This window comes from Achromobacter kerstersii (genome assembly GCF_902859595.1).
GTDB lineage: Bacteria > Pseudomonadota > Gammaproteobacteria > Burkholderiales > Burkholderiaceae_B > Achromobacter > Achromobacter kerstersii.
In genome coordinates, this window is the sequence record NZ_CADIJQ010000001.1 from 559,353 (window position 1) to 572,074 (window position 12,722).

Annotated in this window: 11 protein-coding genes; 3 read left to right on the top strand and 8 right to left on the bottom strand. The window is 63.6% G+C overall.

The features are described from left to right. Nucleotides 1-123 precede the first annotated feature (123 nt). On the top strand, nt 124-3,393 hold the full coding sequence (locus HV765_RS02495) for a hypothetical protein (RefSeq protein ID WP_175168664.1): 3,270 nt from the start codon (nt 124-126) through the stop codon (nt 3,391-3,393). 70 nt (nt 3,394-3,463) lie between these two features. On the opposite strand, the gene HV765_RS02500 is transcribed toward HV765_RS02495, so the two are convergent. Further along, nucleotides 3,464-4,015 carry a cysteine hydrolase family protein gene (locus HV765_RS02500; RefSeq protein WP_175168665.1) on the bottom strand — a complete coding sequence of 184 codons (552 nt, stop codon included), beginning with the start codon at nt 4,013-4,015 and terminating at the stop codon, nt 3,464-3,466. Nucleotides 4,016-4,262: 247 nt separating this feature from the next. Here HV765_RS02500 and HV765_RS02505 point away from each other — a divergent pair, with 247 nt between their 5' ends. Continuing rightward, on the top strand, nt 4,263-5,426 hold the full coding sequence (locus tag HV765_RS02505) for an acetyltransferase domain-containing protein (RefSeq protein WP_054426870.1): 1,164 nt from the start codon (nt 4,263-4,265) through the stop codon (nt 5,424-5,426). Further along, on the top strand, nt 5,426-6,523 hold the full coding sequence (locus HV765_RS02510) for a porin (protein WP_276529709.1): 1,098 nt from the start codon (nt 5,426-5,428) through the stop codon (nt 6,521-6,523). The genes HV765_RS02505 and HV765_RS02510 overlap by 1 nt, the downstream gene beginning before the upstream one ends. Here HV765_RS02510 and HV765_RS02515 read toward each other — a convergent pair. The 7 genes from HV765_RS02515 to HV765_RS02545 form a co-directional block, all read right to left on the bottom strand. Further along, nucleotides 6,520-7,491 carry an ABC transporter substrate-binding protein gene (locus tag HV765_RS02515; RefSeq protein ID WP_175168667.1) on the bottom strand — a complete coding sequence of 324 codons (972 nt, stop codon included), beginning with the start codon at nt 7,489-7,491 and terminating at the stop codon, nt 6,520-6,522. The genes HV765_RS02510 and HV765_RS02515 overlap by 4 nt on opposite strands. 69 nt (nt 7,492-7,560) lie before the next feature. Further along, nucleotides 7,561-8,472 carry an ABC transporter permease gene (locus HV765_RS02520; RefSeq protein WP_254600410.1) on the bottom strand — a complete coding sequence of 304 codons (912 nt, stop codon included), beginning with the start codon at nt 8,470-8,472 and terminating at the stop codon, nt 7,561-7,563. After that, a complete protein-coding gene (locus tag HV765_RS02525) occupies nt 8,469-9,266 on the bottom strand; it encodes an ABC transporter ATP-binding protein (protein ID WP_054426867.1) in 798 nt (265 codons plus the stop codon). Before HV765_RS02525 ends, HV765_RS02520 begins: the two co-directional genes overlap by 4 nt. Nucleotides 9,267-9,288: 22 nt before the next feature. Further along, entirely contained in the window at nt 9,289-9,846 is a 558-nt protein-coding gene (locus tag HV765_RS02530) for a carboxymuconolactone decarboxylase family protein (protein WP_054426866.1), read from the bottom strand. Between the two features lie 101 nt (nt 9,847-9,947). After that, nucleotides 9,948-10,205 carry a PAAR domain-containing protein gene (locus tag HV765_RS02535; protein WP_175168668.1) on the bottom strand — a complete coding sequence of 86 codons (258 nt, stop codon included), beginning with the start codon at nt 10,203-10,205 and terminating at the stop codon, nt 9,948-9,950. Between the two features lie 189 nt (nt 10,206-10,394). Continuing rightward, nucleotides 10,395-11,168 (bottom strand): SDR family oxidoreductase, encoded by a 774-nt coding sequence (locus tag HV765_RS02540; RefSeq protein ID WP_175168669.1) that lies wholly within the window; start codon nt 11,166-11,168, stop codon nt 10,395-10,397. Next, nucleotides 11,165-12,706, bottom strand: coding sequence for a class I adenylate-forming enzyme family protein (locus tag HV765_RS02545; RefSeq protein ID WP_175168670.1), 1,542 nt, complete (start codon nt 12,704-12,706; stop codon nt 11,165-11,167). Before HV765_RS02545 ends, HV765_RS02540 begins: the two co-directional genes overlap by 4 nt. Nucleotides 12,707-12,722: the final 16 nt, after the last annotated feature.

The window sequence follows — 12,722 nt, forward strand, 5'->3', positions numbered from 1 at the left end:
ATCGCCATGGAGAGATGCGACAGGCCCGCCTTGGGGTGGAGGCGGGCGTATATGAATAACCGCTCCCAGCCAGGAGTTGTCGTCCGGACGATAGAATCTACCGTCCCCTTCTGACAGATGACCATGACGACCTCACACAAAGAACAGCGCCGGTCTGTGCGGCGCATCCTCGCAGATGTTGCCTCGCTCAGCCATGATCAACGCTACCAGCGGATGGTGGAACTCGGTCGTCAATCCATCACGGATGCACATCTTGCCGAAGATCTGAGCTCACTTGCGCAGTCGGAGATCCACTACGAGCGCTTGTTGGCGCTGATGTCGGCCAGCGGCTCCCATGCGGCGGATCTGATCGTCACGATGCTTGCCGACCCATCGCCAATGCTGGCAATGCGTGCGGCCCGGCTGGCGGCGCGTGTCGTGCCCGATGAGACGCTGGTGCAACTGATGCCGGACATGACGAAGCCGTGCCGCCGGGATCTTGCCTGCCAGCTCTGGCGATCTGGACGCGGACAGGTGAACGATGCCGTCTATCCGAAACTGGAAGGCGCGGCGCGCCGGCATCTGTTGCAGTGGACGACAGATGCATTCATCGCCAGCCATCTGGACGCGGCGCAGATTGCCGCGCTTGAGGCGCCGCAGTGGGCAACGTTAGCGCAACGGTTGCCTGGATTCGTGCGCGATAGGCTGGTGCAAGAGCTGGAGCAGTCCGGTAACCCGTCCTACGTATTACGCGTTGCCATCAGAGCCTCGCTCTATCGCTTGTTGCGCAGCGACCCGGCGGGCGGGTTGAGTCTGTTGCGCGTGGCTAGCACCCGAATCCCGGTGAGTGATTTGCCCTTGGCGCGTTATGCATCCTTCTTCCCAGAGGAAATCGCGGCCATTATTGTGGACCTGGGAGGCAGGCAGCGCGTGCCGCTCTCTGCGCAAACCCTGCGGCGCCTGGACGCGCCGATGCTTTGCAAACTGTTGTCGGCCGACGCGCTCCCCAACCTGCGGGCGGTTTTCCAACATCTGCATGCCAGCCAGCGGGACGCCCTTTACCACCATGGCGGCGAAGCCTGGCGCACAGATAGCGGGGCTTTGCCGTTTGAGTTCGTGCGCGGGCTATCCAGCGCTGTCCGGCAGGCCGAAGCGCGTCATGCGTTCTCGTTGCGTCTCCTTGCCGCCGAGCCGATGGTCCGCCTGCCTTACCTGTCCTGCCTGCCGTTTCAGGAAGCGCTGGCCCTGGCTCAGCCATTTCTGTCGCAGCCTGATGGCGAATTGCGCGCGCAAGCCGTGGCGGCGGTAGTCGGGGCAGGGCGGTACGAGGCATCGAGCCTGCCCGCCATTCTGGACTTTTGCCGAGCGCGTGAAAACGAACAGGACCCCGTGCGGCTTGCGATGTTTACGGCCCTGGCGGCGCTACCGCCTTCGCGTTGGGAAGCTGAGCATCTAAGCGGGTTTGCCGCGCTGATCGATGCCGCGTTGCGCGCCCGGGACTGCTCGCACCAGACCATGCTGGCGGCCACGCAATGGTTGATGGCCATCATCACTACTCAACCTGCCTTTGTTGTCGAGTCGCTGCCCCGCCTTGTCGAGCGCATGGGCAGCATGGGCAATCTTCGCTATGGGCATTGGGAATCCCGCATGAGCGATGGCGAATTGCTCAAGATCGCCCCGCATCTGATGGGGCTGCTTGAGACATGGATACGGCGAGATCGCGCCCAGGTTGCGCTGCAGCTTATCTTCGGTTTTGGATGCCGTGCGAAAGCCGTGGACCTGTTCGTCGAAATGTTCGCCAACCTGGCCCGGGACAAGCGCGGCAATGTGGCACGTTCGGGACTGGAGGCGTTGGTGCGGCTCGGGCTCCGGAAGAGGGTGGCCGAATTGGTTCCTAGTCTGGTACAGCAAGATCCGAGCTGGATTCAGGTTCCCGCGGTTTCCGGGCATTTGCATCTGCACAGGCAGGACCTGCTGACGCCATTTCTGACCGCCCGCGTCTACAAGGGGCGGTTTCCAAGCGGAAAGGCGGCGTTCCTTCCTGGCTATGACAGCGGGTTCTTTCGGTGGACGGCCGCCCAGCAGCAATGCTATGCCGGCGAACTGCTTAAAGTCCTGACCAGCACGCAACGCAATGCGTGGGAACTCTACGGTTCAGTCCAGCGATACGCGGCTATGCCGTCCATCGACCTGGCGCCGCTTGTCCATCTTGCGCGCCTGGACGCGCCTGATCAGGGGCTGCGCGACAAGACGCTGGAAGCGCTCGGGCGTGCCGATGCCGGACGCGGCGTGGCAGAGCTGATGCAAGCATTGGATGACGGCCGGGCCCGCGTCGCCATCTATGCCTTGCGTCGATCCTTGATGAACCTGCGCCCCGCGCAGGTGCTGGATCTGCTTGGCCGCGTACCGCGCGGCAAGATCACCGTGGCGAAGGAGATCATCCGGCTCGCTGGCGATCTAAGGACAGAGGGTGCTTTTGCATTCCTGGCCCGAATCGAAGATGAACCCAAGCTGCATCAGGATGTGGCGATTGCCTTGATGCGGGCGTACTGGAACTTCCTTGATCGCCCTGAAGTCTGGCAGCGATTGCACGCCGCCGCTTGCAGCGAGCAGCCAGCGCTGGCGCGCGCCACCATCCGTATTCCGCCGATTGGCCTTTCCCCGGACAGCCAGCGCGCGTTGAGCAAGCACCTTGCATTGCTGCTCGGGCATTCCGATGCGCAAATCCGCAAGGAAACACTGCTACGACTGATAGCGATGCCGCCAGGAGAAGGCGAGCCTGCGCTGTACAACGCGCTGGCCGCGCAGCTGGATGACGTGGATGTCTCGCTCGTTGAACTCGCGGCCAGCGCGCTGCTGGGCATATATGCAAGAAACTTGCCGCGGGAGCTGGCAAGCAGTTTCGCAGGCATAACGCAAGCGCGTTCATTGGCTGCAGTGGTCGCTGCGTACCGGGGGCGGTTGCACCGTGGCCAGCCGGAACTGGCCGCGTCGGCGGGCATGCTGGTTGAAGCGTTGCTGGCCAGGCGCTGGCATCCGGGACTGGCGCTACGGCTCGCGTTCTCGATATTGAGTCCCGAGGCCGTGCTGGCGATTGCGCAGCAATTCGATTCCTCGACATTGCTGCATCCGGGCGCCGTTGGGGATGTCCTTGATTCGCTTGCGGATACGGTGGCGGGTGCGGGCGCGGATCAACTGACCCATGTGGAAGCCCGGTTGGGGGCAGAGGGTAATGCCGGCATGCGGCGCATCGGCCTGGGCTTGCTACGCGAAATGTCGGCCCGAAGTGGATGGACGGACGAGATGCGCCAACGGCTTAGTTTCTATCGGAACGACAAGGATGGCTGGGTTTCCGACGCAGCCGACCTGATTACTTATCCGGATGAGCTTTCCAAATCGGACGATTTCTCGTAGTTCAAGGAGCCAAAGCGGCGAACGCACCCGGTATCGCGCACGTTCCGCCGCCTCTCAACTTCAAAGGCCCTCACACGAAATCCACATCCCCACTCTCAACAACCCCGCCCACGCGACCCGGCGCGTTTTGGTTTTTCCAGTACATATTCGTATGGCTGATTACCGCAGCCGGCGGCGGGGCGCCGTTGTCCGTCATGTCTACCGTCGTATGGGCATCCCCAACCAGCACCGCATCGTAGCCGCGAGCCAATGCACCGTGCAGGGTCGAGCGCACGCACATGTCTGTTTGCGCGCCCGTCACAACGAGCTTGCCCACGCGCAGCCGGGATAGCGCCTGTTCAAGATCGGTGTCTTCAAACGCGTCGCGATAATGCTTTTCGACGATATTCTCACCGGGCGCCGGAGACAGTTCAGGCGCGAGTTGCCAGGCTTCGCTTCCTTTTTCGAGATCACTGCCGGTGTGCTGAACCCAGATCACTGGTACGCCCGCGATTCGCGCGCGCGCAATCAGCGTGTTGACGACGTGCAGCACCTCTTCGCGTCGGAGGGCGTTCGCGATGACACCGGTTTGAAGGTCGATGACGACGAGTGCAGTGTTGGGACGATCGACAAAGGTGGTCATCGGACTGGCTCCTGTTAAGCGAAGATCGAATATGACGCCGGCCGCCCGATCAATGCAAGTGCGAGTTGGGGATTGATTGGGTCTTTGCTGCAAGAGCAGCACCTGATCCTCACAGGCGCTGCGCCTACGCCCATTCAGAACGTCGTCAACTGACTTGGATTAGTAATGTTATTACATTACAATTCTTGCTCGAATTTTCGCTGCATCGTCCCCCGGCTGGGGACTCCGTCATCATCCGCTTCCCTTCATGTCTCCCTTGATTCCTGCTTCTTCTACGGCACGCCTGCGTTCCATCGACGCCTTGCGCGGCCTGGTCATTGTCATCATGTTGCTTGACCACGTTCGCGAGACTTTCTTTTTGCACCATCAGGTCAGCGACCCGATGGACGTCTCGGCCACCGATCCCGCACTGTTCTTTTCCCGTTTGCTCGCGCATCTTTGCGCACCTGTCTTCGTCTTCTTGACCGGCGTATCCGCCTGGCTCTACGGCGCTAAAGCCGGCAGCCGTGGCGCGGCGGCCGCGTTCCTGGCCAAGCGCGGGGCGTTCCTGATCCTGCTGGAAATTGTGGTGGTGAATTTTGCGTGGACGTTCCAGTTCCCGCCGTCGGTTATCTACCTGCAAGTGATTTGGGTGATTGGTTTGAGCATGCTGGCGCTGGCCGCCTTGCTGTGGCTGCCGCGTGCCGCCTTGGTGGTGATCGGCGTGTTGCTGGTGGCGGGGCATAACGCGCTGGACGGTGTGCACGTTGCCGCGGGCGAATTCATGCATGTGCCGTGGGCGGTGTTGCATGACCGTGGCTGGATTCAGGTGGGCGACGCCTTGCGGCTGCGCACGTCGTACCCCTTGCTGCCGTGGATTGGCGTGATTGCGCTGGGCTATGCGGTGGGGCCGTGGTTTCAGGCGCGCGTGCCGGCGGCTGTGCGGCAACGCCGCTTGTGGGCGGCAGGCATCGCGGCGCTGGCCGGCTTCGTCGTGCTGCGCATGCTGAATGGGTATGGGCAGGCGCAACCGTGGGCCGTGCAGGACGATGCGCTGCATACCGTGATGAGCTTCGTGAACATCACCAAGTACCCGCCGTCCTTGATGTTTTTGCTGCTGACACTCGGGCTGGGCCTGTGTTTGCTGGTGCTGATTGAACGCGCGCAAACCGCTGCCTGGGTGGGGGTGCTGTGCGTGTTTGGCGCCGCGCCGATGTTCTTCTATCTGCTGCATCTGTATGTGCTGAAGGCGCTGTATCTGGCGGGCGAGGGCGTCTGGGGGCTGAACCAGGGCAAGTTCTTTGGTGTGGACAGCATGGCCAGCATCTGGCTGATTTCCGTGCTGTTGGCGGTGGCCCTGTACTGGCCCGTGCGGTGGTTTGGCCGGTTGAAGGCAGCGCGCCGTGACATCTTCTGGCTCAAGTATTTGTGATGGTGGTGCGTCGATGGGGGAAGTGGTCCGCGTGCGTGGCCACGTTGATGACGCCGTGCCTGGCTGACGCGCAGCAAAGCCCGGTCACCTTGTATGGGGTGGTCGATCTGAGCCTGGCGGGTTTTTCGACGCAGGAGCGCGGCACGGCCGTGAACATGCAGTCGGGTGTGCAGTCGGGGTCGCGGTGGGGCTTGCGCGGCAGTGAAGACTTGGGCAATGGCATGCGCGCCAACTTCCAACTGGAAAGCGGCGTCGTGGCCAACAACGGCAAGTCGGCGCAGGGCGGGCGTCTATTCGGGCGCGCGGCTTGGGTGGGCTTGTCGGGCGGCTGGGGCGATCTGCGCCTGGGCCGCCAGACGTCGGTGTCGTCGGCAACGCTGGCGGACTATGACGCGTTTCTGGCGTCGTACTTGATCACGGGCGCGCAGACCGCGCTGCTGCCTTACAACGCGAATCGGGCGGATAACACCGTGGCGCTTTGGACGCCGTCGGTGAGCGGGTGGCGCGCAGGGGCGGACGTCAGCCTGGATTACGACGGGGGCGGCGGGTTTGAAACGTCGGCGACGAACAAGCTCTACAGCGCCGCGTTGATCTATGAACAACCCGGCTACGCCGTCACGGCAACCTATGAAGGCGCGCGTTGGGCAGACGGAACGGTGCAGTCCGCCGCGATGAGGCAGGCAGGCGGCGCACGCCAGCCGGATGCCTATACGCTGGCAGGCCGCGCCACCGTCGACGCGTTCACGCTGTATGCGGCCGGGTCCATCATGCGCAACGGGTCGACGATTCCGGCGGTGCCGTCGCCGGGGCAGCGCGCATACTTTCCGGGCAGCACGGTGCATGCGGTGATGGCCGGGGCCGCGTGGCGGTTGGGGGCCAACACGGTCATGGCGTCGTGGCAGGGCAGCATGCCTAGCGGCGGCGCGTTGGCGCGCGATGGCGCCACGCACACGCAGCAGGTCTATTCGGCGGGTTATGGGTACGACCTGTCCAAGCGCACCAACCTCTATGCCATTTACGGCTATATGCGGGGCGCCTGGTCAGATTCGTCGTGGCATCAATCCCAATACGCGGTAGGCATGCGCCACCGGTTTTAGTACGTCTTGCTGGAAATCTGCTGGGCGGTTTGAAGGTCAAGCCATTTGGTGTCTTGGGGAATGCGGTCCAGGTTGCCCAGGTCGATCTGCGTTTGCAGTGCGTCCTTCAACGCTTGTTCCGGCACGGCGACGGAATCGGCGAACACGCCGTCGTCGATCAGGCGTTGCACGGACGCGCGCACCACGGCGGGGTCCAGGTTCGGGAACAGCTTCAATCCGCTAGCCACCGCGGCGGCCGGGTCTTTGTGGATGGCCTTCAAGGCGCGGTCGATGCCCGACACAAATTTCTGCTGCACCTGCGGGGAGATGTCCTGGCGGGTGGAGATGGCCGAGAACGTGTACGGGCCGATCTCGCGCGAGAAGGCCGACACCACCTTGTAGCCCTGGGCCTGTGCCTGGGACGCGCCCGGTTCGTAGAGCACGGCGCAGTCGGCCTTGCCCGAGCTCAAGGGGCCAATCTCATTACCCAGCGGCACTTCCAGCAAATCCAGATCGCGCTTTGGGTCCAGCCCGGCGTTTTTCACGAGCTTCAGGAAGGCGGATGAGCTGGTTGTGGGCATGGCGCCCGTGGCGATGGTGGCGCCTTTCAGGCTTTTGAAGCCGTCGAACTTGAAGTCTTGTTTGCACGTCAGCCACACGCCCAGGCGGTTCAAAGTGCCGCCCACGACTTTCACGGGCGCGCCGCGGCCAAAGGAGATAGCCGTCCATTCCGGGCCGTGCAGCGAGAAGTCGGCGCTGCGGGAAATCACGGCAGCCAGCGCGTTGGTGGACGACGAGGCCACGTCGATGCGCACGTCCAGCCCTTCATCCTTGAAGTACCCGTGTTCTTCGGCGAAGTACACCGGCAGGTAGAACACGGACTTGAAGGCGGCGGATACCACCGCCTTGTCGTTGGCGGCGAAAGCGGAGACGGACAGCAGCGACGCAACGGCGGCCGTGGCCAAGCGCAGGGAAAGAGTCGGATTCATAGGGAATGGCAGGCTTGGAAATCAGGGTTGGAAATTGCAGTCTGAATGCGTGGGTTTTGGGTACGCGGTTCAGAGCTTGAATTGGGTGGCGTAGGTTTGGTCTTTCCAGCGCAGCAAGCGCTTTTCGGCGACGTCCACGCCGGCATACAGAACAAAGCCCAGCAGCATCAGCGAGAAGATGCCGACCCAGACGGTGTTCAGGTCATACAGCGACGAGGCCACGAAGATCACGTGCCCCAGCCCGTACTTGGACGAAATGAATTCGCCCACCACGGTGCCCACCAGCGCAAAGCCGATGTTGATGCGGAACGTGCTGATGATGGCGGGCAGCGCTGATGGCACGACCACCTTGCGAAAGATCTGGCGGCGGCTGGCGCCCAGAGAAACCATCATCTTCTGGATGTCGGGGTCTGTGTCCTTGGCGGCCTGAAATGCGGCCAGCAAGGCGACGATGGACGTCAGCGATACGGACAGCGCCACTTTTGAAATGACGCCAGTGCCAAACCACAGGATCACAAGCGGCGCGAACGCAATCTTTGGCACGCTGTTGATGGCGACCAGAAAGGGTTCGACGACCCGCGCGCCATAGGGCGAATACCACAGCGCCAAGCCAGGCGCGGTGCCCAGCACGGTGCCGGCTACAAAGCCCACGGCGGATGCCCACAGCGTGTAGTTGGCGTGCTCCCAAAGCTCGCCGGACTGGATCATTTTCCAGGCGGCTTGCAGCACGCCAGCGGGCGAACCGAACAGAAAGCCCGACACGGCGCCCGACCGGACGCCGGCTTCCCACGCGCCGAACAGCACGGCAAGTATCAGCAGCTGGGTGACCAGCACGGGCAGGCGGAAACGGGCGGCGCGAGGAGCGCGGCGAGTGCGTTGGGCGCGGTCGGTGCGTTCGACGCGGGTATTGGCGGCCAAGGTGTGTTGCCGGCTATCGCCCAAGGCGGCGCTGGCGGCAGGGGTAACGGTGGTCTGGCTCATGCGTGGGTTCCGGTTTTGCGGCCGGTCTGAATGTCGAGTTCCTGGCAGAGCAGGTCGAAGTACGCCGGAAAGCGGCTGTCGTGGCGCGCGGCCAGGGGTGAGCGTGTGCCGAGTTCGATCTTGTGTTCGCTTTTCAATCGGCCGGGGCGGGCGCTCAAGACGAAGATGCGTTCAGACAGAGCAATGGCTTCGTCGATGTCGTGCGTCACCAGCACCACTGTCTTGCCCTTTTGGCTGACGGTGTCGGCCAGCATGGACTCCAGGAACAAGCGGGTTTGGTAATCCAGCGCCGAGAACGGTTCGTCCAGCAGCAGCACATCCGGGTCCGGCAGCAAGGTGCGCGCCAGCGCCACGCGTTGCCGCATGCCGCCCGACAGCGCCTTGGGGTAGCTGTCTTGAAACGGCAGCAGGCCAAAGGTGTTCAGATAGTCGCGTGCCAATTCGACGGATTCCGCGCGGGGCGTGCCGCGTATTTCCAGGCCGACCAGCACGTTGTCCAGCACGGTGCGCCACGGCATGAGCAGGTCGCGTTGCAGCATGTAGCCGACGCGTCCGCGCAGGTTGGGCAGGGGCTTGCCATCCAGCGCGATGGTGCCGGCATCGTGTTCAAGCAGGCCGGTCAGGATGTTGAACAAGGTGGACTTGCCGCAGCCCGAGGGGCCGATGATGCTGACGAATTCACCGCTGGCGGCGTTCAGGCTGATGTTGTCCAGCACCTGGACGGGGCCGGTGTCGGTCTGGAACCGCTTGGACAGATTGCGGATTTCCAGTTTTAAAGCAGGGGCTAGTGTCATGGCGGTGCAATCTCAGGCCGCCTCAGGCCGCGCCATGCGCAAGTTCCAACGCCACGACGTCTTCATGCGGCACTTCCAGCGCCTCGTTAAAGCGCTTGAAGAAGCTGCACAGCGCAATGCGAATCGTCAGTTCCACAATCTGTTCTTCGCTGAAGAACGATTGCAGCTTGCTGTAGAACGCGTCGCTGACTTGCGACGGCGTCAAGGTCACCAGCACCGCGTAGTCGCGAACCACCAGGTCTTGCTCGTCCAGCCCGGGCACGCTGGGTTCCAGCAGGCGGTCGATGGCGTCTTGCGAAATGCCGTGCGCCGCCAGCTTGGGCGTGTGCAGCGTGACGCAGTAGTGGCAGGCGTGCGCCTTGGATGCCGTCAGCAGCGCAATTTCCAGATGGCGCGGCGAGATCAAGCCGTCTTCACGCGATTGCACCAGGTAAGAGAAAAAATGCTTCAACGCGGGCGGCCGGGGCGCGAACGCGCTCAGCATGTTGGCGTATGGGCCGTAGTCTTGAAGCAGTTGATTGAAGAGGGTGGCGGTGTTGGAATCCAGCGTGGCGGGATTCAGGGGATTCAGGCGGGGCAAGGCGATTCCAGCGGAATAAGAAAATGACGCTGTCATCCTAAAAGATGCATGCCCGCCTGAAAAATACCGATATCACATATGGTTATGGGGACGCACGGCGCTTATGCCGACAGCCAATTAGCATCGCCCTCGATCAGCGTGCCGCCGTGGCTGGTGGTGTCGCCCTGGCGCGCCACCGGTTGCCCTTCGATGGTGGCGGATGCGGAACCGCTGACGATGACGGCGCCGCAGCTGATGCGGTCGCCCACGCGGGCGATCGGCCGGCCGTTGATGGCCGCGGTGGACGCGCCGCTGACGATGCTGCCGGGGCCATGGAGCGGGCAGGCGTGAGCATGGCCAACAAGGGCGACGGGGATCATGGGGGCTCCTTTGATCAGAGTGGCTGAAATCGGAATGGCTGCGATCAGATTGGGGGCAATCAGATTGGCTTCAATGAGACTGGCCTCAATGAGGTTGGCCTCAATGTTAGGGAGCCATTCAAAATTAGCCATAGGACGATTCAGAAAAGCAGCCCCCCGTGTTTGTCTGACGCGCCTGTCGCCCATGCTCTACAAGCGCTGGCCCCCCGTTGCATCAATACTCTGCCCGGTGACCCAGCGTCCTTCGTGCGAGGCCAGGAACGCGACGATATCCGCAATGTCTTCTGGCTGGCCGACGCGCCCCAGCGCAATCGTCTGGGCAATGGCGCGGCTGATGTCGGGGTCGCGGGCGCGGGTGTTCATGTCGGTGGCGGTGGCGCCGGGCAGCACGGCGTTCACCGTAATGCCGCGCGCGCCCAGGTCGCTAGCCAGCAGCAGCGTCAGCGCCTCCAGCCCCGCTTTAGCCGGTGCGTAGACGCTCATTTCGGGATAGGCGGCGCGGGTGCCCATCGACGAGATATTGACGATACGCCCGCCGTCGCGCAAGAAGGGCAGGCAGTGCTGAATCAAAAAGAACGGCGTCTTCAAATTGACTTGCAGCACGCGGTCGAAATCGTCGGGTTTGACGTCGGCCAGCCGCGCACGCAGGCCCACGCCCGCGTTGTTGACCAGAATATCCAGGCCGTCGGCGCCCGTGTGTTGCTGCACCGTATGGCGCAGCGCTTCGGCGAGTATCGCCGCCGCGTCGGACGACGCCAGGTCGGCTTGCAAGGTCCAGGCGCGGCCGCCAGCGTCGCGGATCAGCGCTACGACTTCATCGGCGGCGTCGCGGGCGGCGTTGTAATGCACGGCGACGTGCGCGCCGCGCCGGCCCAGCGCCAGCGCAATGGCGCGGCCGATGCCGCGGCTGCCGCCGGTGACCAGCGCCGTCTTGCCGGCCAGCGAATCCGGGGTGTGGCTCATGCGGCCTCCGTGGCGGTCAGGGTCCAGGCTTGTTGCGCTTCCAGCGCACGGGCCTGCAACAGCAGGGCGTTGCGATCGACCTTGTTGGTGCCGGCCCATGGCAGTTCATCCACGAAGCGGATGCGGCGCGGGTGCTGATACGCGGGGCCGTTCGCCAGTGCATGGCGCTTAAGCGCGTCAGCATCCAGCCCGCTGCCGTCGCGGCGCACGACGAAGGCAACGGGGATGTGCCCGCGCTCTTCGTCGGCCAGCGGCACGACGCAGCTTTGGCGCACGTCGGGATGAGACTCCAGCAGTTTTTCCACTTCAACGGGATAGATGTTCTCGCCGCCGCATACGAACATGTCGTCGGCGCGGCCTACGAAATAGTAGAAGCCGTCGGCGTCGCGGCGCATGACGTCGCCGCTGTAATACCAGCCGTCTTGCAGCACCTGCGCGCTTTTCTCGGGCAGGTTGTGATAGCCAGACAACACGGCCGGGTTCTTCATCAGCAGCACGCCTTCGTCAGCGTTCGGGCCATCCGCCAGCCGCACGTGAGAGGGGTCCAGCGGATGGCCCACCGCCAGCGGCGGCGTGGGCAGGCCATGCGGATGGGGGCCAAACACGGCGGGGCCGGCCTCGGTGGTGCCGTACCCATGCGTGATGCGCACATGCGGCAGCGCTTGCTGGATGCGTTCATACAGCGCTACCGTCATCGGGGCCGAGCCCAGCATCACGCGCGCCAGCGCGGATAGATCGCGGCCGTGCAGCAGCGCCGGGTCTTTGACCAGGCGGGCGAACATCGTCGGCACGGCGGTCAGGATGGTGATGCGGTAACGCTCCAGCGCATCGGCGTAAGCCGCGACATCAAAGCTGGGCTGGATGACCAGCAGGCTGTTGCTGGCGAATGCGCGCTTGGCCATGAACAGGCCGTTCATATGGAACAGCGGTTGGGCCAGCAGATAGTGTTCCTGCGCGGCGTTGGCCGCCACCGGGGCCGAGGTGGTCGTCAGCGCCCAGAGCTGGCCGGTATGCGTCAGCGGCACGCCTTTGGGCTTGCCCGTGGAGCCGGACGTGTACAGCATCTGCGCGACGTCGTCGTTCGCGGGCGTGACGGTGTTGAACTCCGTGGGCGTAATCTGCGCAGCGAAGCCTTCGGGGCCGTCGTCGTCAAAGTCGAGCACGGGCACCGTGGCTTCGAACGCAGCGCGGCGCGGGGCATCCACGAACGCCAGCGCGATATCGGCGTCGCGGATCACGTAGTCGATATTCTCTTGCGACTGCTTGATGTTGATGGGCACGGCGACGAAGCCGGCGCGCATGATGCCGAAGTACGTAATCAGGTATTCGGCGCGGTTCAGCGCGGCAATCGCCACGCGCGCGCCCGGCGGCAGGCCGCGCGCCGTCAGCCAGGCGGCCACGCCGCCCGCCAGTTGGCGAACCTGGTCGTGGTCGTAGTGCGCGGGCGCGCCGGGCTGGCGCAGGTCAATGATGGCGGGCAGGGCGGTGGCGCGGCGCGGGTCGGCCAGGTCGCCAAGATTATTCAGCGTATGCGTCATGGGATATTCCGGGTTT